General features: G+C 45.0%; 20 protein-coding genes. 1 reads left to right on the top strand and 19 read right to left on the bottom strand.

Features of this window, described 5'->3' with window-relative positions:
• Nucleotides 1-271 precede the first annotated feature (271 nt).
• The 18 genes from NYE72_RS23975 to NYE72_RS24060 all read right to left on the bottom strand — a co-directional run bounded on the left by NYE72_RS23975 (nucleotide 272) and on the right by NYE72_RS24060 (nucleotide 22,109).
• Nucleotides 272-2,122 carry an oligopeptide ABC transporter substrate-binding protein gene (locus NYE72_RS23975; RefSeq protein ID WP_036677608.1) on the bottom strand — a complete coding sequence of 617 codons (1,851 nt, stop codon included), beginning with the start codon at nucleotides 2,120-2,122 and terminating at the stop codon, nucleotides 272-274.
• A 19-nt stretch (nucleotides 2,123-2,141) separates the two neighbouring features.
• Nucleotides 2,142-3,047, bottom strand: a complete 906-nt coding sequence (locus NYE72_RS23980) for an ABC transporter permease (protein WP_051490985.1) — start codon at nucleotides 3,045-3,047, stop codon at nucleotides 2,142-2,144.
• A gap of 27 nt (nucleotides 3,048-3,074) precedes the next feature.
• The gene (gene opp4B / locus NYE72_RS23985; protein WP_036677612.1) at nucleotides 3,075-4,037 is read right to left on the bottom strand and encodes an oligopeptide ABC transporter permease; all 963 of its coding nucleotides are present in this window, start codon (nucleotides 4,035-4,037) and stop codon (nucleotides 3,075-3,077) included.
• A gap of 4 nt (nucleotides 4,038-4,041) precedes the next feature.
• Complete coding sequence (locus NYE72_RS23990) at nucleotides 4,042-4,977, bottom strand: ATP-binding cassette domain-containing protein (RefSeq protein WP_036677615.1); 936 nt, start codon at nucleotides 4,975-4,977, stop codon at nucleotides 4,042-4,044.
• A complete protein-coding gene (locus tag NYE72_RS23995; protein WP_339210585.1) occupies nucleotides 4,964-5,980 on the bottom strand; it encodes an ABC transporter ATP-binding protein in 1,017 nt (338 codons plus the stop codon). Before NYE72_RS23995 ends, NYE72_RS23990 begins: the two co-directional genes overlap by 14 nt.
• Before the next feature lie 380 nt (nucleotides 5,981-6,360).
• On the bottom strand, nucleotides 6,361-7,665 hold the full coding sequence (locus tag NYE72_RS24000; RefSeq protein ID WP_036677622.1) for a replication-associated recombination protein A: 1,305 nt from the start codon (nucleotides 7,663-7,665) through the stop codon (nucleotides 6,361-6,363).
• A 295-nt stretch (nucleotides 7,666-7,960) separates the two neighbouring features.
• Complete coding sequence (locus NYE72_RS24005) at nucleotides 7,961-8,242, bottom strand: CD3324 family protein (protein WP_036677625.1); 282 nt, start codon at nucleotides 8,240-8,242, stop codon at nucleotides 7,961-7,963.
• Nucleotides 8,243-8,633: 391 nt separating this feature from the next.
• Nucleotides 8,634-10,817: a UvrD-helicase domain-containing protein gene (locus NYE72_RS24010; RefSeq protein WP_076141543.1), complete on the bottom strand. Its 2,184-nt coding sequence runs from the start codon at nucleotides 10,815-10,817 to the stop codon at nucleotides 8,634-8,636.
• Nucleotides 10,818-11,876: 1,059 nt separating this feature from the next.
• On the bottom strand, nucleotides 11,877-13,175 hold the full coding sequence (locus NYE72_RS24015) for an NCS2 family permease (protein ID WP_339210587.1): 1,299 nt from the start codon (nucleotides 13,173-13,175) through the stop codon (nucleotides 11,877-11,879).
• Between the two features lie 238 nt (nucleotides 13,176-13,413).
• On the bottom strand, nucleotides 13,414-14,169 hold the full coding sequence (locus tag NYE72_RS24020; RefSeq protein WP_036677632.1) for a tRNA threonylcarbamoyladenosine dehydratase: 756 nt from the start codon (nucleotides 14,167-14,169) through the stop codon (nucleotides 13,414-13,416).
• A 61-nt stretch (nucleotides 14,170-14,230) separates the two neighbouring features.
• Nucleotides 14,231-16,009, bottom strand: coding sequence for an aspartate--tRNA ligase (aspS, locus tag NYE72_RS24025; protein ID WP_326046904.1), 1,779 nt, complete (start codon nucleotides 16,007-16,009; stop codon nucleotides 14,231-14,233).
• Nucleotides 16,010-16,064: 55 nt separating this feature from the next.
• A complete protein-coding gene (hisS, locus tag NYE72_RS24030) occupies nucleotides 16,065-17,318 on the bottom strand; it encodes a histidine--tRNA ligase (protein ID WP_076098993.1) in 1,254 nt (417 codons plus the stop codon).
• A 192-nt stretch (nucleotides 17,319-17,510) separates the two neighbouring features.
• Nucleotides 17,511-17,648 (bottom strand): hypothetical protein, encoded by a 138-nt coding sequence (locus NYE72_RS24035; protein ID WP_155288182.1) that lies wholly within the window; start codon nucleotides 17,646-17,648, stop codon nucleotides 17,511-17,513.
• Nucleotides 17,649-18,015: 367 nt separating this feature from the next.
• Nucleotides 18,016-18,465 carry a hypothetical protein gene (locus NYE72_RS24040; protein WP_036677637.1) on the bottom strand — a complete coding sequence of 150 codons (450 nt, stop codon included), beginning with the start codon at nucleotides 18,463-18,465 and terminating at the stop codon, nucleotides 18,016-18,018.
• A 48-nt stretch (nucleotides 18,466-18,513) separates the two neighbouring features.
• Complete coding sequence (locus NYE72_RS24045) at nucleotides 18,514-19,023, bottom strand: type 1 glutamine amidotransferase domain-containing protein (RefSeq protein ID WP_036677639.1); 510 nt, start codon at nucleotides 19,021-19,023, stop codon at nucleotides 18,514-18,516.
• A gap of 150 nt (nucleotides 19,024-19,173) precedes the next feature.
• On the bottom strand, nucleotides 19,174-19,329 hold the full coding sequence (locus NYE72_RS24050) for a hypothetical protein (protein WP_155288183.1): 156 nt from the start codon (nucleotides 19,327-19,329) through the stop codon (nucleotides 19,174-19,176).
• A 134-nt stretch (nucleotides 19,330-19,463) separates the two neighbouring features.
• A complete protein-coding gene (dtd, locus tag NYE72_RS24055) occupies nucleotides 19,464-19,907 on the bottom strand; it encodes a D-aminoacyl-tRNA deacylase (protein WP_036677641.1) in 444 nt (147 codons plus the stop codon).
• A 21-nt stretch (nucleotides 19,908-19,928) separates the two neighbouring features.
• Nucleotides 19,929-22,109, bottom strand: a complete 2,181-nt coding sequence (locus tag NYE72_RS24060) for a bifunctional (p)ppGpp synthetase/guanosine-3',5'-bis(diphosphate) 3'-pyrophosphohydrolase (protein WP_036677643.1) — start codon at nucleotides 22,107-22,109, stop codon at nucleotides 19,929-19,931.
• Nucleotides 22,110-22,422: 313 nt separating this feature from the next.
• On the opposite strand from NYE72_RS24060, the gene uraA reads away from it, so the two are divergent.
• Nucleotides 22,423-23,736, top strand: coding sequence for a uracil permease (gene uraA, locus NYE72_RS24065; RefSeq protein ID WP_036677645.1), 1,314 nt, complete (start codon nucleotides 22,423-22,425; stop codon nucleotides 23,734-23,736).
• A gap of 242 nt (nucleotides 23,737-23,978) precedes the next feature.
• On the opposite strand, the gene NYE72_RS24070 is transcribed toward uraA, so the two are convergent.
• On the bottom strand, nucleotides 23,979-24,497 hold the full coding sequence (locus NYE72_RS24070) for an adenine phosphoribosyltransferase (RefSeq protein ID WP_036677647.1): 519 nt from the start codon (nucleotides 24,495-24,497) through the stop codon (nucleotides 23,979-23,981).
• Between the last annotated feature and the right edge of the window lie 89 nt (nucleotides 24,498-24,586).

The raw sequence follows: 24,586 nt of genomic DNA on the forward strand, positions 1-24,586 counted from the left end.
AGTGAATGCCACAAGAAAGATTACACCTCAGTCCCGTAACACCTCCCTCACTTGAATCAGGTACCCGTCATTGCGATCATCCACTCACCTCTCTCTAAGAGCTATATTTAAGCGAAAGTTTCGCTCTCACCCAAAATATACCATATCTTTCATTAAAACACTATATTTTTACAGTAAATAATGCACAAAATATAGGAATTATTGTTAATTTAATGAAAAATAAAAAACAGCAGCTCAGGATCTCTCCGAACTGCTGTTCATTAATACCCTCTTACTGAGCTACCGCAGCTTTATCTGCAGAAACCGCAATGTCGTTATAATAGATTTCAACTCCATCACCAACAGCCCAATAATTCAGGACGCGGTTATTAACCGGCACTATTACAGCACGATAAAGTGTTGGGAATACTGGAATCTCATCAACCATAAATTGTTGCCACTCTTTATAGATTTCTTTACGTTTGTCTACATCAAATGCAGCCTCGGAGATCCCTTCGGCGAGCAAACGATCGTTCTCTGCACTCGAGTAACGCGGGAAGTTATAGATTGCATCTTTGCCATACAGACCTGATGGGTCAACGTCAATCCCTACACCCCAAGCGCCTTGGTACACATCAACAGTAGGATCATCCTCACCATTTTGACCTATGCGATCATAGAAGGTATTAAACTCTACCATTTCCAAAGTTACATTCAGACCAATCGCTTTCCAGGATTGTACATAATATTGAGCCAGCGGCTCAGCAATGTCTCCACCAGTCATCGAAATGAAATTAATCTTCAGCTCGCTGCCATCTGGATTCGTTCTAAATTCACCGTTTAGTTTGTAACCAGCGTCATCCAGGATCTTCTTAGCTGCTTCTGGATCATAAGCTACACCTGGATTGGAAGCATCATGGAATTCAGGATGGGAAGGTGGGATCAACGTAGTCGCATTCCAGCGAAGTCCATTATAAAACTTCTTACCGACAGTATCATTATCTACGGCAGCCCACATGGCTTTACGCAGATTTACATCCGCCATTTTAGCTTTAGGATCTGTTGCAACAACCTTTTTCTCTGCATCCCATTTACCAAGCTTAAAGCCTATATACGTATAAGCACGATCAACCGCACCCAGGAATTCAACGTTTGACATCTTTGCATTATCCGGGAATTGATCAATAGGGAAGGAATCCACCAAGTCAACTCCGCCAGATTTCAGTTCTTGTACAATCGTTGTTGGGTTGATAACCTTCAAAATTACTTTATCCAGTTTTGGGGCTCCGCGCCAGTAATCTTCATTCTTAACAAATACTACAGACTCACCAGGAACGATGCTCTCTACTTTAAAAGCTCCGAAGCCAATTGGCTTTTGGCGGACTTCAGGGGAAGAGGAGATTTTGGCAACATCCATGCCGCCAAAGATATGTTTGGCTAATGGATAAATCCATACGCTACCCGTTAACAAGGAAGGTGTAGATTGCTTATAAGTAATCTGCAGTTTCTTATCACCCAGCACTTTAATCCCGGATATGGTCTTGGCTTTACCGGAATGGTACTCATCCATGCCTTCAATATTAGTGAAGTCAGAACCATAACGAGGACCATCATAAGCAGGATTACCAATAACTTCATGGGCGAACAACCAGTCTTCAGCCGTTACTGGCTTACCATCCTGCCAGTTTACATTGTCGCGAATCGTAAAGGTAAACGTCCGTCCATCTTCTGCAACTTCATAAGTAGCCGCACCATCATTAGTATATACATAGTCTTTATCCCAAGTTAACAAACCTTCATCAAACCAGTTCAGAACTTGAGCATCTGGATCTCCAGAATAGAAGTTCCAGTTCAAAGTACCTTCAAATGGACTATCGGAAACAAGTCCAAATGTAATTGTCCCTCCGTCAATAGCTTCACCTTGGTTAGTCTTAACGTTACTAAAATCTTTAATGTTATAAAGTCCGTCTTCTGCCTCAGGCGCGGCCGTTGCTTCTGCAGTTGCCGCAGGTGCGCTGGCGCTAGGAGCTGCTGTTGATTCAGCCGCTTCGTTGTTGTTCTTGGAGCCGCAAGCCGCAAGAGCGAACAACATTACAAACATTAATGAAACTAGTAAAGCTTTTGAACGAATGGCTTTTCTCATTTAATCATTTCCTCCCTTATTATCCTTTTCTTTGTCTTGCGTCGGTCGCACGTTTAAGCGCTTGACCCACATTATTTATACTCAACATCAATACCAGGATCAGCAATGATGCGGGTAACCAGATCCACCATCTGAACTCAAGGGTCTGCGGATTTCTCGCATAGCTTACTAGAGTACCCAGACTGGGTGTACTTTCTGGAAAACCAAAACCTAGAAAGGATAGGCCTGATTCCAATCCAATATTAGCTGCCAGATTCAAGGTCATCGTTACGATAATGATAGAGCTTAAGTTCGGCAGAACTTGCGTGAACATAATTTTTAGATTGGAGGAGCCTAGGGTCTTAGATGCCTGAACATAATCCAATTCCTTCTCTTGCAATGTCTTGGAACGAATTAGCCTGGCAATCCCCATCCAAAGAAATGCTGTCATGATAAAGGAGAAGGTCAATGTATTGTACTTAGGCACTGCGCTGACAAAAGCTATAACAATCATTAGAAAAGGTAGAATCATGAAGAAATCCACAATACGCATCGCGACATTATCTACCGTTCCCCCAAAGTAACCTGAGACTAAACCTACCAGAATACCGATAATTCCCGTAAAAAAAGTAACCATAAAGGCAATAGACATGGAATTTCGTGTTCCTATAATTAATTGACCGAATACATCCCGTCCTCCATAATCAGTCCCCAGCCAATGCACAGCCGAAGGCTTCTCATATAGGGCGAACAAGTCAACCGTGACAATTTCTTTCTGATCTAAAAATAAGGAGATCCCATATACAGCAGCAATAATCGTAAATAGGAAAATCAATGAGATCAGTGCCAGCTTATCCCGCACCATCTCCCGCCAAACAATTTTGAAGCCCGATGGACTTTTATCAGTTTCCTGCAGCAGAGCTATCTCTGCGCTCGTCTTTGCCATTTCATTCACCCCAAAGTGTTCATCTTCTTATTTAATCCGGATACGAGGATCTACGATACTTAAAATAATGTCTGATAACAACGCACCGACGATGGAAGCAACCCCATACAGAAGAACAAGAGCTGTTACCACGCTGAAATCCCGAATCGTTATCGAACTTAGAAACAGCAAACCCATTCCTGGATAGCTGAAGATCGTTTCAACGAACACCGTACCACCGATTAGCCCAGTGATCTCATATCCAAAAAATGCAGCGATCGGCAGCAAGGAGTTTCTCAAAATATGACGATTGTATACGCGTGACTCCGAAGCCCCTTTAGCTCTAGCAGTGAGAATGAAATCTTTTTGCTTCGTATCAATGATCTCATTTCTCAGATATTGTACGGTCCCAACCGTTGCAATTAGCGCCATAGATAGCGCAGGCAGAAGCAGATGGTAGAATTTACTCCAGAAGTGACTTAGTGTACCTGGAACTTCCCCGGGACTGACACTGCCGCTGGTAGGAAACCAATGAAAATGAAATCCGAAAACCCATACCATTAAGAGTGCAAAAATAAACAACGGTGCAGCAAATCCAATATAGGTATAGCCAGTTATCAAGCGATCCAGCCACGAATCGTTATAACGTCCGCTGGTAATACCAAGCGGGATAGCAATAAGGTATGTAAGAATCAGCGTAACAATGGCCAGCCAAAGGGTATTCATCAGGCGTTGACCGATTAGCTCTGAGACCGGCATTTTGAAACGGAAGGACTGGCCGAAATCCCCTTGTATCGCTTTAGTGATCCAATCCCAGTACTGGATGTACCATGGATCATTTAAACCGAGCTTTTCTCTCATCGCATCAATGGCCGCCGGGTCAATATTCGGATCAAGCATTCCTGAAAGTGCGTCACCAGGCATCGCCTTCGCCATAAGAAAAACAAGAATACTTAATAGAACTACTTGAGGGATCATTATAAGAATTCTACGAACGATAATCTTCCACATATTCTCAACCTTTCTCAGGCAAGGCTACCAGATGAGTCTCGGAAATTGATTTTAAAGGATAAGCCATGCCTTCTTCATCAAAATAATTCCGGTGCGCTTGTTCATATTCCTTGCTTACTGATTTTCTAAACTCCGTCTGCTTTTCTCTCTGTTTCGGATCAATATCAGGAATGGCGGCAATGAGTCGTTTGGTATAAATATGCTGAGGATTGTCAAAAATATCTTTAGCAGTCCCTTGCTCCACATGTCGTCCTTTATACATAATCCCTATGTGATCGCACATATGCCTGATGATCCCGAGATCATGACTGATAAATAGAAAAGTAAGATTCAGCTCTTTTTGAATGTCCTGCATGAAGTTAAGCACTTGTGCCTGTACTGAGACATCTAGCGCAGATACCGGCTCGTCAGCAATAATAAGCTTTGGCTTGAGTGCAATTGCTCTGGCAATTCCGATCCGCTGCCGCTGGCCGCCAGAAAATTCATGCGGATATTTCAGGATGTTCTCAGGACTTAAGCCTACCTGTAAAAGCAATTCCTGCACCCGGCGTTTTTCTTCCCCTGGAGACATTTTTTCGAAATTACGCAACGGTTCTGCAATAATATCGAGTACACGCTTCTTAGGATTTAAGGAAGAGTACGGATCCTGAAAGATCATCTGAATGTCTTTGCGGACATTTCTTTGCTTACGTACACCCCTCAAGGCCAAATCTTGCCCTTCAAAAATCACGCTGCCGCTAGTAATAGAATTAAGACCTATAATCGCGCGACCCGTTGTCGTCTTTCCGGAACCAGATTCACCAACCAGACCATAGGTTTGCCCAGCTTCAATGGTAAAATTAACATTATCGACAGCCTTAACTACGCCAACTTCCCTTCGAAAAACACCGCCGTGGATCGGAAAATGTACTGCTAAATTTTTAACCTCAAGAAGTCCCATTGTGGATTGCCTCCTCGTTAGTATCAGGGAAATGGAAATTGTTATAACAGGTGCAGCGAACGAAATGTCCGGGTGCGACTTCATGCAGCTGTGGGTTCTCCTCATGCTCCGATTCAGGAATCCAAGGCGTCCGTGCCGAGAAACGGCAGCCCTTACGCGGAAGGTTTTGCAGTGGTGGAACAATCCCCTGAATCACATGCAATCTGGATTTCTCTTCTTTTGCCGTTGGAATGGAGTTTAATAAGGATCTCGTATACGGATGTTTCGGATTAGACGTCAACGTAAAAATATCTGCGATTTCGACGATTTGTCCGGCATACATCACCGCAACACGGTCAGCCATTTCGCTTACAACCCCTAAGTCATGAGTGATTAAGATAATGCCTGCTTCCATATCGTTTTTTAATTTTTTAATAAGTTCAAGGATTTGTAATTGGATAGTCACATCTAGTGCTGTAGTAGGTTCGTCGGCGATCAAAAGCTTGGGTCCATTGGCTATCGCAATGGCGATAACCACCCGCTGCCTCATGCCACCGGATAATTCGTGGGGGTACTGCTGATATGTATGCTCGGGACGGGAAATTCCAACCTTGGTCAAAAGATCAATGACCTTCTCTTTTCTCTGTTTCTTAGAAAGCTTGGAATCGTGTAGGATAAGTACTTCTTCAATCTGTGAGCCGATGATCATTAGCGGGTTTAAAGCGGATAAAGGATCTTGAAAAATCATAGACATTTCTTGGCCGCGCAGCTTGTTTAGTGCAGCAGGAGACATGGTAACGATGTCCTGGTCCTTGTATTTGATTTGTCCGTCAATTTTGGCTCTGGTGTGCAGCCCCATAATTGAAAAGGCGAGCGCACTTTTTCCTGAACCAGACTCTCCAACGATAGCCAGAATTTCATTTTTGCGAACAGACAGGGTAACATCATCAACCGCAGCATAATAGTCGTCTGCAATTCTGAACGATGTCGACAAATTTTTGATTTCTAGTAGTTCTTCGCCCATATTCATCACCCTAACGACAAGGATTTCAAAATTAACACAATGAAAATATTATGTAAATTTTGATATAAATAGTGTTGATTTTCATGAAACATTTTGAAATAACCAATGTGATGATAATTAACACCATTAAGAATACTACCAGTAGTTCAATCGGAAATAAAAATGAACATCTCGTAACTTTGTAGTTCATTTTAATTAACTTATGGTAAATTATCAATCTTTTCCTATAAAAAATTTTCAATCGATGTGATTAAAAGTAACGTAGGCAACAAAAAAACGGCTCTAGGCCGCCTTTTTTTGGGAATTATTTAGTTCGTCTGAAAGTTAAAATCTTTTGCTTTCCAGCATGAAATTGGAAGGTATTACAGTCGCTAGCTGGGTTACTGCTCCCGCCGAAGCTTTTGATTATGACGAATCTTAATCTCGTTGCCTTGCTCAGTTGCTTGATAAAAAACACGCTGAGAAATCTCCTTAGGCAAATACTCCTGCTTTACATAATGCCCCGGAAAATTGTGCGGATATTGATATCCTTCATGCCCTAACGCAGTTGCGCCTTTATAGTGCGTATCACGCAGATGCAGCGGTACCTCCGCTGATTTGATCTCATCCATACTTGCCATTGCATTGGAAATAGCCATAACCACAGCATTAGACTTCGGACTCTCCACGGCAAAAAGAATAGCTTGGGCAATGTTCAGCTTCGCCTCTGGCCAACCATTGTTTCGATAAGCATCCAGCGCACTCACCGCTTGAACCATAGCTTGGGGATTAGCCAGGCCGATATCCTCACTGCTGGCTGCAATCAGGCGCCGAATAAAAGTCATAGGGTCCATTCCAAGCTTTTCTACCGCATACAGAAACCAAAACAACGCGGCGTCGCTGGAACCGCGGATACTTTTATGAAAAGCGGATAGCACATCATACTGCGTAGATTCATCAGCCTTCACAATGGGGCGCCGAATGGATTCCTCCGCCACCTCCAGCGTAATATGAACACTTCCATCAACTTGCGGCGCGGTAGTCAGGGCTGCCAGCTCCAGCGCATTTAGTGCCCGGCGAATGTCTCCATTAGCCATAGTTGCAATATGCAACAAAGCCTCTTCATCGACCTGAAGCTCCATAAATCCAAGACCTTTATCTTTGTCCGCCAAGGCTCTGCGCATCGCGATCAGACTGTGTTCACTCGTTAATGCCTCCAGCTGAAATAAGGTGGAGCGGCTCATAAGCGCCCCATTAACATAATGGAACGGGTTCTCTGTAGTCGCTCCAATGAAGGTGATGGTCCCTTTTTCTACCGCTGGCAAAAGCGCATCCTGGCGTGAGCTATTAAATCGATGCACCTCGTCCAGGAACAGGATCGTCTTTGTGCCGTACAATGTTTGATTGTTCTGAGCTCGCTCAATAACCTCCCGTACATCCTTCACGGTAGCTTCCACCGCATTCAGACGTACGAATTCCCCTTGTGTGTGATGAGAAATAATATGCGCGAGTGTCGTCTTACCGCATCCCGGGGGACCATAGAGCAAAATCGAAGAGACTTGATCCGCCTCAATCGCTCTTCGCAGCAGCTTCCCCCGACCTATGATATGCTCTTGACCAATATATTCATCAAGATTCTCCGGTCTCATCCGGTCCGCAAGCAGCCGTCCGCCCCCGGTGTCCTCTCCGAAAGAAAATAAATCCATAACTCCACTTCCTTGCTATATTCTTGTAAAAGCTCAATATAAATCCCTCTCTATCATACCATATCACAGGGAAGGATTAGGATGTCCTGCCGGTTCAAGGTAACAGTATCAGCATAGACTTATTTTACGCCAAAATAAAAAGAGCATGATCTCGTCTTAGAAAGGCGGGAGCCATGCTCTTTTTTCAAAATATAAGAAAGTATAGGTTTCACGCTATACTTTATCCTTATGATTTCTCGCATAACGCTTACCGTCCTTATAGGGACGCCAAAGGCGTTTATGCTTGAATTGCAAGCTAGCAATTTACTGCCAGCCGCATTTTTGATATGATTTTACGAATGCTTTCTTCCGATAGATGGTACTTCTTCTGAAGTTCTGCTACGGAATCACCGCTTCGATGACAACTGAAAATTTCCTTGTTCCGGTTCGCTATTTCTTTCCTCGAACCGCTGTTCTCGCCCCATCGAACCCGCTCTTCCGTCCTCTTTGGGATGTAGAGCAGTTCACCTTGGATGTATCCCTGAAGCTCTTCGAGCAAGCCAGGGGGGAGCACATCCTTCCCATTTACATAACTCAACTTGCATTTCCTCCTTCAACAGGTGTGTCCCTATGCGTCGGTCAACTAAGTTTTTAGTTATAATCACGTCACCTGCCTCCTTTCTTCTCCTCATATTTGGAAAAATCCGTAATTTCATTATATAAAAACCTTTTGGTAGCGTCTACATTCGATTTCATAAATTTCGTTCTTATGGATAAGTGTGGTACTTCTTATGTTAGTAATAAGGAGGCCATAAGGCCTCCTCGCTTTAAGCAGGTTTCCGTCTTAAACGGAAACCACCTCGTATACTGAAATCATTTCAATCAGCCTCCTTCCAGAAGTGTTCTTGCCCGGCCGGACACTTATTATTAAGCCATACCTATGGGGGAGTTACAAGACCAAGAACAGTTATAACCATTCTCCACCAGTCTTACTCCCCCTCAGAATCGCTTCCAGCCGCCGTTTGCACATAGGAAGGAACTTCCCCATTATGGAGCAGCCACAGCTCATGGAGAGCACGTGTACAGCCGACATACATCAGCTTCGCGTCCCAAGCCGTCGCTCCGTAATGGTCTTGATCGGCATCTGCTAAGATCACTGCATCGAACTCCAAACCTTTTGATAAATAGACAGGCAGCACCGATAGCCCACCCTGATATTGCGTCATACTGCCATCAATCAGATGAATATCTTCAAAATGCTGTGACAGCTCCGCATATAGTTCTGCAGCCTCATGAAGATTTCTTGTTAGGACAGCCACCGTACGGTATTCCCTTCCTGACAGAGACTTCAGTGCAGAGGTTATTGTCCGCAAGCGAGCTTGCTCATCAGCTATCAGCTTCCCGTTATCCTCGCCGTAGGCGATCATACGCACGGGATCTCCACTACGAAACACAGGAACGGCCAGCAATGAGCTTTCCACACCTGAAGATAGAATTCCATTAGCGAAGTCTATAATTTCCATAGTAGAACGATAGCTGCGTGTCAGCGCATGATAAGCCGTGTTCTCAGGGGTAAACAACGTCTGCATCTCTTCCCACGCGTGTACGCCTTTATAGGCATGTATACCCTGCGAGAGGTCACCCAGGATCGTAAAGGAATGGCCTCGCACATATAAATCCAGAACGGCAATTTGGAAAGGTGAAAAATCCTGAGCCTCATCGATTACTACATGGTCAAAGCGAGTAACGCCCTCATCACCGTTCAAAAGATAATGGATATACAGCAGCGGAGGTAAATCCTCTTCACGTATGATGCCTTTTTTCAGCTCTTTTGCCGTTTCCTTCAGTACAGCTGCCGGAATTTCCTCAGGCGGTTCAATCGGCCAATCCTCAGGAAGTTTAGCTGCTCGGAAAATTTGCTTATAGATCGTTAATGGATCATATTTAGGCCATTTGGCACTATAAGCCTTCTCTCGCTGCGCGCCTTTTTTCTTGCGATCCTTCATAGCAGCAGCTGAAGGGCTCTTCTTCAGTTCCATCTCAATCCAGCGATGAATCCGCGCCATTACCCGTTCCTTGCGCTTAGCTGGAGGATAGGGAGCATACTCCTCATTATGCCAGCGCAAAATCATAGAACGGCGCAGCACCGCACCCTCCCACGGGCTAAAATCACCCTCAGGTACGGAGCTGCTTTCCAATAGCTTGATGCTGGACTCTATGATTCCCATCAGCACCGTGGAACCCTTGAAGCGCCCTGGTGTCTCTTCTGTAATTACCGGCATGCCGCCAGGGGTTTCGAACCAGCGGTTCATCGTCTCCGTCGCATCCTGTTCCGGCAATTCCAGTCCTAGTACATTAGCTGCCCAATCCGGAAATGTACTTTGAGCAATATTACCTACCCCGAGCTCAGGCAATACATCCGAGATGTAATCTAAAAACATCCGGTTTGGTGCAAAAATGATCATTTTTTCCGCAGAAACCTGATCCTTGTATTGATACAGCAGAAAAGCAAGCCTGTGCAGTGCAACGGTTGTTTTACCGCTTCCTGCCACGCCCTGAATGATCAGCGCTGTATTCTTGGCAGCACGGATAATCTTGTCCTGCTCCTCTTGTATGGTCGATACGATATCCCGTAGGCGATTATCCTTATTCTCCCCAAGTCGATAGACGAGAAACTCATCTGATACTATCGGTGCATCGCTTTCCCGATTGTACGTATCCGCGACCCGCTCCAGAATTTGCTTCCGAATCACGACGTTGCGTTTGAGGTATACCAGCCCCTCTATCAATCCCTCAGGAGCTTCATAGGAGGCTGGCTCGGTACCGCCGGTAAACGAATAGAACAGGCTTGCTACCGGTGCGCGCCAGTCGATGACTAGCGGACGGTCGCTTACCTGCTCACGGTCTACGCCGATTTTGCCTATATAGAGTGCCTTCCGTTCATTCTCATCATTGCCTTGAAAATCAAGCCGTCCGAAATAAGGCTCCTGCCTAAGCTTGGCAAGATCTTTGCGCTTCTGATCACGGTTCGCTTCCAGCACCTGTTCCGTATAGTCATGTCCCGTGTACACTGGTGTCTGCTGGAGCTTCTCCAGCAAAGTGTCAATTTCAGTAAGCGCTTGATTCAGCCTGTCTTCTTCCTCTTGATAGGCACTTTGAAAGTTGTCTTCCAATTTCAGTTACCTCCTAAAAGTTTATCGAGCTTAAATTTTCATGCTCCTACGTCCATTTCTCACGCAAAAGGATACCCATTGTAGCACAATCAGCACTTAAATACCAAATCTTTCAAATGATTTGACTAAACTTATAAGTTCTCCAACCTAAAACCCTTTGGTGCCCCTTAGCTCGCACAAGCGTCGAATATTTAGGACACACCAAAGGTGTTTTTGCCTTTGATTTCGGCGCTTACATACATTTAGCACGGATCAAAGGCATTTTTGCCTTTGGTTTCGGCGTACACGCACATTTAGCTCCAATCAACGGTGTTTATACCTTTGATTTCTTCGTCTATGCGCTTTTAGCTCGAATCTACGGTATTTATACCTTTGATCTCGACGTCTACGCGTATTCGGCTCCAATCAACGGTATTTATACCTTTGATTTCGACGTCTACGCGCATTTAGCTCCAATCAACGGTATTTATACCTTTGATCTCGACGTCTACGCGTATTCGGCTCGAATCTACGGTATTTATACCTTTGATTTCGACTTCTACGCGCATTTAGCTCCATTCAACGGTATTTATACCTTTGATTTCGTCGTCTACGCACATTTAGCTCCAATCAACGGTATTTATACCTTTGATTTCGACGTCTACGCGCATTTAGCTCCAATCAACGGTATTTTTCCCTTTGATTTCGTCGCCTACGCGCATTTAGCTCCATTCAACGGTATTTATACCTTTGATTTCGTCGTCTACGCACATTTAGCTCCAATCAACGGTATTTATACCTTTGATTTCGACGTCTACGCGCTTTTAGCTCGAATCTACGGTATTTATACCTTTGATCTCGACGTCTACGCGTATTCGGCTCGAATCAGCGGTATTTATACCTTTGATTTCGACGTCTACGCGCATTTAGCTCCAATCAACGGTATTTATACCTTTGATTTCGACGTCTACGCGCATTTAGCTCCAATCGACGGTATTTATACCTTTGATTTCAACGCTGGCTAATAGAGCTGATTAGTGAACAACAGTTCCCTCGTAATCAAAGAAACTGGATGCCGCACTATAGCACAGCCTGCAAAATAAAGTTAGCTACAAACAAACCAGCAATCCCATACAGCGCAGGTGGAACTTCCTTCCCTTTGCCCAGCGCCAGCTTCACAATTGGGTAGGTAATAAAACCAAAAGCCATACCATCCACAATGCTATAGGTGAATGGAATCATAACCATGATTAGAAAAGACGGGAACAGCTCGGTCAAATCACTCAAGTCCATCTCACGCACATTCTGTACCATAAGTCCGCCGATCACAATCAGGATCGGTGCGATCGCACTATCGGGAATATAGGTTAACAACGGAAGGAATAAGAAGGTCGCCCCGAATAGAAGCCCTGTCACCAGCGAGGTGAGACCCGAACGCCCGCCCGCAGCTATTCCTGCATTGGATTCTGCAGCGGCCACGACTGGACTGCTTCCGAAAAGACCCGCGGCGATATTGGCAAGCGAGAGCGCACGCAGGCTGCTTTTGAAGCGTTCTGGACGGCCTGCCATCATCGTCTGTGAGGCTACAAGACCGATATTTTCAAATACAACGATTAACAATAACAGGAATACAGCAATCCAGAACACAAGGCTCACAATACCGCTCCAGTCCATTCCGAAAAATAGGCCGCCATAACCTGAGAATACATGCCCTGAAGCTTGTTTTTCCGGTGCATGTGCAGCTCCCAGAAGATAGGCTAGTCCTGTACCAACCAGCATACTTATCAGCAGGCCGCCGTTAGTTCCCCGGATAAATAACACTAAAGCCAGCAATAAAGTCACACAGGATGTAATAACTGCAGGATCACTAAAATGTCCTATGGCAACAAAAGTAGTCTGATGGGCAATCACTATCCCGCTCTTTTGCAGCCCTATAAAAGTCAGAAACAGCCCTATACCGACTGTAATGGCATGCTGCAGGTTTTGGGGAATTGCCTCACTAAGAATACGATAAAGTGATGTGAAGGCCACGATAGCGAATAACACGCCTGTTATAACGACTACAGTAAGCGCCTCTCTCCAGTCCAGTTTCATGGAATGAACAAGCGTATAAGTGAAAAATGCGTTAATCCCCATCCCGGGAACCACGATGATAGGCGTCTTCCCGCCGAAAGCCATCAGCAGACAGCCGGTAATTGCGGTCAACAGTGTAGCCACCATTGCCGGTCTAAGCGGCATCCCCGCGTCATGGAGAATCGTCGCATTCACCATAACAATATAAACCGAAGCAAAATAGGAGAGAATCCCTGCAGCCCATTCCCGTTTCCAGTCATTCTCAGGCGCAAGCCCCACACTATTTCGCCAAAAATTCGATTTCATGTACAAAAACCTCCACTGATATTAAGTTCCGCAGGCGGATATTACCCGGATTATAAATCTTATAATCAGCCGTTCATCCCGGTTCAGCTATTATGCCTATTTATGGCCTGCTTATTGCAGAGCCCGCCTGTTAACGACAACAAAAGGGCGTACGCAGCCGGATTCCAGCTACTCGCCCTTTTGTCCATTACTCTAATCCTATATCTATAATTGAAACAGCCTCAGCTCAGCGATTCACTTACAAGCTGACGCCTCCAGCCTCAAGCAAATCACGCACGGCAACGCTGACCATGATTAGGCCGGCTACTGGTGGAACAAATGAATTGCTGGCTGGCGGTTGTTTCGCTTTACGTCGATCCGGCGCATTCTCCGGAACAATCTTGTCCGTAACATCCTGACGTGGCTTCATTGGCGGCTCCGTAGAGAAGACCACCTTCACGCCTTTCTTAATCCCATCCTTACGCAGCTTCTGGCGAATGACACGGGCAATCGGATCATACGTTGTCTTGGAAATGTCCGCTACCTGGAATCTTGTAGGATCCATTTTGTTGGCAGCGCCCATGCTTGAGATCATAGGAATTCCACGTGACAGACATTCTTTAATCAAATGGACCTTGTAGATAATCGTATCCGAGGCATCAATCACATAATCCGGTTTCAGCTTGAACAGTTCCTCATAGGTTTCTTCCGTATAGAACATGTTCAGCGCAATCGCTTCACATTCCGGATTAATCAGCTTCACGCGATCCACCATCAGTTCGGCCTTCTTTTGCCCAACCGTAGTAGTAAGTGCGTGAATCTGCCGATTCACATTGGTAATGTCGACAGAATCCTTATCAATCAGAATCAGTCTGCCGATCCCGCTACGAGCCAATGCCTCAACAGCCATACCGCCAACACCGCCGATACCAAGTACCGCTACTGTGCTGTTCTTCATAATCTCCAGACCTTCCGGTCCGATCGCCAGTTCCGTACGTGAGAACTGATGCAGCATGAGGTCAGCCTCCTTCAAAAGCTATGGCGAAGCAGAAATCTGCCTCGCCCGCTTTATTTAATTATTCTTTTTCTTTTTTTGGTTTAAGAGCCAGCTTAATATGCAGTTGCTCCAATTGTGAACCGTCTACTGCCGAAGGTGCATCCATAAGCAGATCCGTTGCACTTGCCGTTTTCGGGAATGCGATGGTTTCGCGCAGATTTGTACGACCCGCCAGCAGCATGATTAGACGATCTAAACCGAAGGCAATACCACCATGTGGAGGTGTACCATATTCGAACGCATCCATCAGGTAACCAAATTTCTCGTAAGCAACCTCATCTGAGAAGCCGAGAGCTTGGAACATTTTTTCCTGTACTTCACGTTTGTAAATCCGCATGGAGCCGCCGCCTACTTCATAACCGTTCAGAACGATATCGTAGGCTTGTGCACGAATTGCACCTGGATCTGTGTCGAACAGATGCAGATCCTCTTCACGTGGACGAGTGAACGGATGGTGTTCTGCTACATAACGTTTCTGATCTTCATCATAACCAAGCAATGGGAAGTCAGTCACCCAAGCGAACTTGAACACGTTATCGTCGATCAGACCCAGCTGACGTCCGATTTTGACACGAAGGGCACCTAGAACGTCCGCTACAACCTTTTTGGTATCAGCGGAGAACAACAGTAGGTCGCCTTCTTCAGCGCCTGTACGCTCCTTCACAGCGGCAATTTCTTCTTCAGTGAAGAATTTGACAATCGGCCCTTTGAACTCGCCGTCTTTCACTTGAATCCAAGCCAAACCTTTCGCTCCATAACGCGCAGCATAAGGTCCGAGATCATCGATTTCTTTACGAGTCCAAGTCCCACAGCCTTTAGCATTTAGACATTTCACTTCTCCGCCCTTTTCGATCACGGAAGCGAATACCTTTACGCCACTTGTGGCAACAATATCGTTCATTTCTACAAGCTCTAATCCAAAACGCAGGTCAGGTTTGTCTGAACCGTATTTGCCCATAGCCTCAGCATAAGTCAAACGTTGGAATGGAAGCTGAATATCCGCTCCTACAGTTTCTTTAAACAGACGTTGCATCAGGTTCTCCATCATGCCAAGCAGCTCATCCTGAGACAGGAATGAAGTCTCAATGTCCACTTGTGTAAATTCCGGCTGGCGGTCAGCACGCAAATCTTCATCACGGAAACAACGAGCAATTTGATAATAGCGTTCAATGCCACCCACCATCAATAGCTGCTTGTAGATTTGTGGAGATTGTGGCAATGCGAAAAATTCGCCTTCATGCACACGGCTTGGCACCAAATAATCACGCGCACCTTCCGGTGAGCTCTTAGTTAGGATTGGTGTTTCTACATCAATAAATCCTTCACTGTCAAGGAAATCGCGGAAAATCTTAGAAGCTTTCGAGCGTAGCAACAATGTTTTTTGCATTTCTGGACGACGCAGATCCAGGTAACGATATTTCAGGCGAAGAGATTCGTCTACTTCCACTCCATCTTCGATAAAGAATGGAGGAGTCTTAGCAGTGTTCAGCACTTCGATATCTGTAATTTGAACTTCAATCTCACCTGTTGGCAGATTGCGGTTAATGGTTTCTTCATCACGTTTAACCACTTTTCCTTTGACAGCCAAAACATACTCACTGCGAACCTTATCTGCAATTTGCAGTGCTTCGCCGGAGTAGTCCGGGTTGAATACAACTTGCACAATACCGCTTCTGTCACGCAGGTCAATAAAAAGTACGCCCCCAAGGTCGCGGCGGGTCTGGACCCATCCGTTTAAGGTTACCGTTTGTCCAATATGTTCTGGTGTTAATTGCCCACAGTTATGACTTCTTTGCATAATTCACCATTCCCCTTTTTATTTAAAAATACATTTCTACTTAAAAAGTCTTCTTCTATACCAACGCCTGAGCCAGCTCTTCGAGCTTCACAGTCTGCTGTTCCCCTGTGCTCATCGACTTCAGCGCAATTACACCATTCTTCAACTCGTCTTCGCCAAGAATCGCAGTATAACGTGCCGACATACGGTCAGCTGACTTCATCTGCGCCTTCATCTTCCGGCCGAGGTAGTCGCGTTCTGCCGAGAACCCTTGGCTACGCAGAAAGTATAGCTGCTTGGAGATTTCAATGTCAGCCTCTTCGCCAAGAGCTACAAAATACACATCCAGTGGCTTCGCAGTCTCCAGCTCTACCTTCTGATCCTCCAGAATAAGAAGAATACGCTCCAGCCCGATCCCAAAACCAATACCCGGTTGATCGGGTCCACCGATTTCTTCAACCAAACCGTTGTACCGGCCTCCGCCGCCTACGGTATCAATAGAGCCAATGCCAGCTGCTTTATATTCAAACGCAGTATGCGTGTAATAATCCAAACCACGTACAAGACGAGGATTAATCGTGAACTCTACACCCATAATGTCGAGATGCATCTTAACCTTCTCAAAATGAGTTATGCATTCATCATCCAAACTGTCCAAAATAGAAGGGGCATCTGTAAATTTATCCTGATCCACCTTGCAATCCAGCACACGAAGCGGATTACGCTCGATTCGACGCTGACAGTCACTACAGAGGTTATCCTTCATCGGTCTAAGGAATCCCAGCAGCTTCTCCCGGTAAGCCGCACGGCTTGATGCATTACCCACGGAATTAAGCTCCACTCTTACATTTTTAAGACCTAGATCCTTATAGAATTGATAGCCCATAGAGATTACTTCTGCATCAATAGCCGGATCCACGGCCCCAAACGCCTCAATCCCAAACTGATGGAACTGGCGATATCTTCCGGCCTGCGGACGCTCATAACGGAACATAGGTCCGATATAATACAGCTTGCTTACATCAGGTTCACCGTATAGCTTGTTCTGAACGTAAGCCCGCACGACACCAGCCGTTCCTTCTGGACGAAGAGCCAAATCACGGTCGCCTTTGTCCTTGAACGTATACATTTCGCCTTCCACAATATCCGTTGTTTCGCCTACTCCACGTTCGAATAACCCTGTGTGCTCAAACATAGGTGTGCGAATTTCCCGGTAGTTAAAACGGCGGCATAAATCTCTGGCCTTCCCCTCAATATACTGCCATTTCTCCACAGCACCCGGAAGCACGTCCTGCGTTCCTGTTGGTTTCTCGAATCTTTCTTTAGCCACAGTCTATCCCTCCTAAAAAATAACCCCTCTAAAGCTGTTCTCTTCATCTGTTTCTATTGCAGAAAAAGCAAAAAATCCCTCGCCCTGTTTTATAAAAAAACAGGGACGAGGGATTATCATAACCAATAATACACCACGTGGTACCACCCACATTCCGGATCAGTAAAAATATACTGAAGCCGCTCAAAGCGGTTAACGCCCGCCTACGCGTAAACGGCTACTGATCGCGGCAATCAACACTGCCCACTTTCGCCGTACGTTCTCGGGGAGGTCATTCATTCGCTCATCAACAGAATCCTTGCAGCCAAGCGATACCGGTTCATCATCCACTTAAGTAGATGTCATCCGAATCGACAAGGGATTCTTCTCTGGAGTTGTGGGTTCTCGAATTACTTGGTCCCGTCATCAAAACCATATGATAAAATCGTATATTGTTAATATTCTACTGAACTACTGCATTAAAGTCAAGGTAGTAAAAAGGATGCCTAGTATAAATTTTGACAGCTTCCGAGTTTTTTATTCAGCAATTATATTGTAACAAAAAAAATGACCTGCAGCCGAATGCTGCAGGTCCATCATCATATATTATTAAAAAGGGGGTCATGCCTTTATTATAAACACGCTATATTAAGGAATCATGTACGTAATATTACGATTATATTACATTCCATGAAAGCGGTTTATTTTTAATAGAATACTATTCGAATTGTTCAACATAAGCTCCTTTGCCCCGGAGGATTTCCACAACTTCATTATAATTCTCTTCTGCTATACTTAGCTCCATCACATAACGAAGTTCACTTAAATCCCCATCTTCGAGATCTCCTTCTGCCACGTTCGCACTAACCTGATCTTCATTCACACTATAATGCGTTTCAGGGTCAGCCCGAGTGTCGGAGGCGGCAATGCCAGGAACCAGCATAGCTCCAGCTGCAGGTGTGCTAGCCGTTCCAAGCGTTCCAGTTGTGCCTGCGACTACAGATGCACTATCCAGTGGAATGATTGGAAACAGAATATTACGATCATTGCCGATAGGGTCCGTGAGTGGCCAAACCTCCAAGCCATCCACCTTATAGCTAATCAATGCTGTTTTTGCGCCTTCTGCTTCATTTTCAGTTCTGAAATACGCTTGGATTTTTCTGCTCATTGCCATTACCTCCTTGGATTATAAGACTCTTATTTAAATATTGCTTATTTATTTCAGGACCTTCAATATTTCACGAACAAATGCAGGCTCATCTTTTGGTGTACGCGAAGTAATGTAATTGCGATCAACCACTACTTCCTCATCCTTAAACTCCGCGCCGGCATTCACAACATCATCCTTCAGCGGAGGATAAGAGGTAATGGTGCGTCCCTTAAGCAAGTCTGCACTGATCAGAATTTGCGGTCCGTGGCAAATAGAGGCGATAGGCTTGCCTGCTTCATTTGCTTCTTTTACAAACTTCAAAATATCGGCATTTTGCCGTAAATTCTCGGGGGAAGAACCACCCGGGATGACAATCGCGTCATAATCACTTGCTCGAACATCGGCGATCGCCTTGTCTGCTGCGTAGGAGACTTCTTTCTTTTTACCCAGCAGGGTCTCCCCTTTTTTCAAACCAATAATGTCAGCTTGATGTCCTGCCTTTATAATTTCATCATAAGGAACCTTCATTTCAGAATCTTCAAAATCATTAGCCAGTAAGAAAGCAACGTTACTCATGTGATAGTTTCTCCTCTCTGTCTTTAGCAATTAATGATGTTCTTATTATTCTTTCTTGTGGTCTATTACCCTTATGAGGATGCTTTCTAACCTTTAATCGGAAAATAGGCTTCATTCACAACACCGAAAAAGCCGCCTTTTCCACCCGCTTCAGGTACGCGGCAAGAGATTGCGGCTTCTTCCTTTGATTACTAATGGTTCGGTCTCGCCTTCTAGCTTTTTGGCTAATGCACAGGCTTCCATAGGACTCCCAGCCGGTAGTGCCGGGATACTTCTCCATACCCATGCCTTCTGTGATTGTCTCATTCTTAAACTCCCTGCCTTATGCGTGATATCTGCCTGCATTTAGTTTATCCAGCCCAAAGAAGCTCTATCCGCATAAAAAAAAGATGTCGAAAGTTAGCTCCGGCCAGAAGCAATCTTCGACATCCTCTATTTCGTTAGCTGCGGCTATCCAGAATGAGAGTAACTGGGCCCCAATTGGTCAGCGACACATCCATCATCGCTCCAAATATGCCCGTCTCCACCTGAAGACCTCCAGCTCTAAGCTCTTGATTAAAATAATCATAAAGACGCTCGGCCTCCGCAGGAGCTGCAGCTCCCATGAAATTCGGCCGTCTTCCCTTACGGCAATCTCCGTATAAAGTAAACTGGGACACTGAAAGAATAGCTCCGTTAGTATCCGTGACACTATAGTTCATTTTGCCAGCATCATCTTCAAAAATACGCAGTCCAGCTATTTTATCCGCCAAATATTTGGCATCTTTCTCCGTATCTTCATGGGTAACGCCGACAAGCAGCATCAGGCCATTGCCAATCGCTCCGGTCACTGTCTCATCCACGGTTACTTTGGCGTCCTTGCAACGCTGTACTACAACTCTCATCGCACTACTTCGCTCCTTGCCTTATTGCATGATCCGATTCACTGTATATACATCTTTGACTCGTTTCACTTTATCTACAACGGATTGCAGATGCTCCGTATTACGAATAAGGATGGTCATATGAATCATTGCCATCTTATTCTTGTCAGAGCGCCCAGTGACCGCTGAAATGTTCGTTTTGCTCTCGGACACTGCCTGCAGTACTTCATTGAGCAGTCCATTGCGATCATGGCCTGTAATCTCAATATCCACACTGTAGTTTGCTTCCATCGTGCCTTCCCATTCCACTTCAATCACTCTAGCTGCTTCTTCTCCGTCACCTTCACCCGGAATGTTAGGACAATCCTGGCGGTGTACAGATACGCCCCGGCCCCGTGTAACATAACCTACAATGTCGTCACCCGGAACCGGGTTGCAACATCGTGCAAAACGAACAAGTAAGTTTTCAATTCCTTTTACACTAACACCATTGGTAGGTTGATTACGTCTCTCGCCGGAAGACTTGATCTCTTTCATCTCTGAAGTAAGCTCCAAGTGATTAGCAGCTTCTTCCTGCTCCTTGCGCAGCTTCTCCGTCAAGCGGGAGGCAATTTGCGAAGCGGTAATCCCACCAAAACCAACGGCAGACAACATATCCTCTACATCATTAAAGGCAAATTTTTTCGCAGCTTCCAATAGTTTTTCATCAGAAATCCACTCGGAAACTTCGACATTCAGGCGCTTCAGCTCACGTTCAATCGCTTCGCGACCTTTTTCGACATTTTCCTCACGTTTTTCTTTTTTGAACCATTGCTTAATTTTGCTTCTTGCGTGAGAGGATTGTGCAATTTTGAGCCAGTCACGGCTAGGTCCGTAAGAATGCTTAGACGTCAAAATCTCAACAATATCGCCCGTCTTCAGCTTGTGATCAAGCGGCACGATCCGCCCGTTCACCTTGGAACCAATTGTACGATTGCCCACTTCTGTATGAATGCGGAACGCGAAGTCAAGAGGCACAGAACCCGCAGGAAGCTCAATAACCTCACCTTTAGGAGTAAATACAAACACCAGGTCTGAGAAAAAATCCATTTTCAGTGATTTTACGAACTCTTCGGCATCCTTAGCTTCATGCTGCAGCTCCAATATTTCGCGAAAGAAAGGCATCCGATTCTCCGGATTAGCATTATTACTGCTGCCTTCTTTGTATGCCCAGTGTGCGGCTATCCCGTATTCTGCCGTGCGGTGCATTTCCCAGGTGCGAATTTGCACCTCAGTAGGCTCTCCGCCTGGTCCTACCACAGTAGTATGCAGAGATTGATACATATTGGCTTTTGGCATAGCTATATAATCTTTAAAACGCCCCGGCATTGGCTTCCATAAGGTGTGAATAATTCCAAGGGTTGCATAACAGTCCTTGATATTATCCACAATGATACGAATGGCCAGCAGGTCATAAATTTCATTAAACTGCTTGTTTTTTGTGCTCATTTTGTTATAAACACTGTAAATATGCTTCGGGCGGCCGGAAAGATCACCTTCAATGCCCATTTCATCCAGCTTGGCACGAATACGGCCAATTACGCTGTCGATAAATTGCTCACGCTCGGCCCGCTTCTTATGCACCAGATTAGCAATCCGGTAATACTGCTGCGGGTTCAAGTAACGAAGCGCAATATCCTCCATCTCCCACTTGATCGCGGAAATCCCCAGCCGGTCAGCTACAGGACAGAAAATCTCCAACGTCTCATAAGAAATACGGCGCTGGCTCTCTTCAGATTGGTATTTTAACGTTCGCATATTATGCAGACGGTCCGCCAGTTTAATGACAATAACCCGGATATCCTGAGCCATAGCAATAAACATTTTACGGTAATTCTCGTTCTGCTGCTCTTCCTTTGAGCGAAAGCGAATGCGTTCCAGCTTCGTTAAGCCGTCAACAAGCATTGCGCAGGTATCGCCAAATTTAGCGCGGATTTGTTCCAGTGAGACCGTCGTATCTTCCACCACATCATGCAAAAGCGCTGCAACAATAGATATAACATCCATTTGCATATTGACGACAATATCTGCCACCGCCAGCGGATGCAGAATGTATGGCTCCCCCGACTTGCGGATCTGCCCGTGATGAGCCTGATCGGCAAATTCATAAGCTTCCCGGATGCGGAGAAGATCTTTATCTTTTATATAGGCGCCAGCCTTATCAATTAATCGCTCAATGCCCATTCTCGTCGTATCCGATTCCTTTCTATAATAAAATGAACCCGCAACTGTTCAAAAATCTGCAGGTTCCAATCATTTCATTTGTCCAAGCTTACTTACGCCCTTATTCAAAGTTGTCTATAATTATGAGGCTTAAGGAGGATTACGTCAACACTTGCCATCTCATGGGATTCCAGAAGTAAAAGTAATTAAATTCGGACAAATTAATAACACTTGTGAAAATGTTGTTGTAAAAAAGCCAAGTTCTATTTAATCTAGTAAAGGCGGATTTTCGCCGGACAACATAATATCAGATAAGAAAGAGGAGTGAACTCCATTGCAACGCGAAATTCAAGTTAACGAAAAACTTCCATGGGGCCCAGGCTTTCTATTAAGTCTCCAGCATTTGTTTGCCATGTTTGGCAGTACAGTGCTAGTGCCTAACTTGTTCGGGGTCGACCCTGGAATGATTTTGCTTATGAATGGTATCGGTACATTGCTGTACATTTGGATCTGTCGCGGTAAAATCCCTGCGTACCTTGGTTCCAGCTTTGCCTTTATTGCACCGGTATTATCAGTACTCAGTCGTTACCCAAATGATCACATGAAAGGATACTCGCTTGCTTTGGGTGCTTTTATCGTCACTGGTATTATATTCGTGCTCGTGGCATTGATCATTCGTTATGCAGGAACCAAATGGATTGATGTTGTTTTCCCTCCAGCAGTAATGGGAGCTATCGTAGCTACGATCGGACTTGAACTTGTACCTGTTGCCGCACGAATGGCAGGACTTATTGCTCCTGAAGGCGTTGCAGTTGCAGACTGGACGCCAGATGGCAAAACAATCGCACTTTCTATGGTGACGCTTGGTGTAACTGTAATTGGAGCTGTACTCTTCCGCGGTTTTCCAAAAATCATTCACATCCTTATTGGTATCGTCACTGGTTATGGTTTAGCATATATTTTGAAAATGGTGGATACCGCTGCTATCTCTAATGCAAAATTTTTAGCGCATCCTTCCATTGTTACTCCTTCATTTGATTGGAATGTAATATTCACTATTATCCCGGTATCATTAGTTGTTATCGTTGAGCATATTGGACATTTACTTGTAACAAGCAATATTGTCGGAAGAGACTTGGCAAAAGATCCTGGACTTGACCGCTCCCTGATGGGGAACGGGATATCTACAATTATCTCCGGTTTTATCGGTTCTACTCCAAATACAACCTACGGTGAAAATATCGGGGTTATGGCGTTGACTAAAGTATATTCGGTATATGTAATCGGCGGCGCAGCGGTGATCGCTATTCTGCTTTCATTCTCTGGTACTTTCTCCTCTGTTATCGCTAATATTCCAACCCCTGTAATGGGCGGTGTATCCCTGCTGCTGTTCGGTGTAATTGCGGCTTCCGGATTACGTATTTTCGTTGAGCAAAAAGTTGATTTTTCCAAAGCTACTAACATGATCATGGCTACGTTGGTACTCGTTGTCGGAATCAGTGGTACAACCCTTACCATGGGCAACGTTAAACTAAGTGGTATGGCGCTGGCTACAATTGTTGGTATCGTTCTGGCTCTGTTCTTCAAACTCATTGAAGTGCTCGGATTGTCTAATGAAGGCGGAGAAAGTGATAAAACTGCCCATTAATCGGTTATAAAAAATAGAATTTTAAAAAAGCTGCTCCAACGTCCATTTATGGACTTGGGCAGCTTTTTTTATTGACTCAGATACAAAACAGCAACTCTCCGCCAAAAGGCAGACAGCTGCTGTTATTATCTTACATTTTCCAATTAATGTTTAACTTCCACACTTTGCGTCTTTGCACTTTTCAGCATAATTCGAGAGCCGAATCCCCGTTTATTTCCCGGGAAAAGACAAACTTTACAAGATTAATCCTCGTAATTCACCAAGGAAAGAACTTCAACTCCAGAAAGCTTATTACGTCCAGCAAGCTCAACCAGTTCAATCAGAAAAGCAGCACCTACCACTTTACCGCCAAGCTGTTCTACAAGGTTAACCGAAGTAGCAATGGTTCCACCAGTTGCCAATAAATCATCAGCGATCAATACTTTTTGACCAGGCTTGATAGCATCCGTGTGAACAGCAAGTGTGTCCTTGCCATACTCAAGATCATAACCTACCTCTATAGTCTCATATGGAAGCTTGCCGCTTTTACGAATCGGCACAAAACCTACTCCCATCGCATAAGCAAGAGGTGCTCCAACTACGAAGCCACGTGCTTCTGGTCCAGCGATAACGTCGATTTCCAAGTGCGCTACGAGAGCTTTCAACGCGTCAATCGCTTGGCGGTAAGCCTCCCCGTCTTTAAGCAATGTGGTGATATCTTTAAAACTAATACCTTCTTTAGGGAAATCAGGAATCACACGAATACTATCTTTAAAATCCAAATTTATCATCTCCTATAAGTTTTGTTAGCATAGCTGCTTTGATTCAGATCGACAAAACTTGCTTCGTAAGCATACGTTTTGTTATATTG

The sequence above is a fragment of the Paenibacillus sp. FSL L8-0333 genome (genome assembly GCF_037965665.1).
Lineage (GTDB): Bacteria > Bacillota > Bacilli > Paenibacillales > Paenibacillaceae > Paenibacillus_AQ > Paenibacillus_AQ odorifer.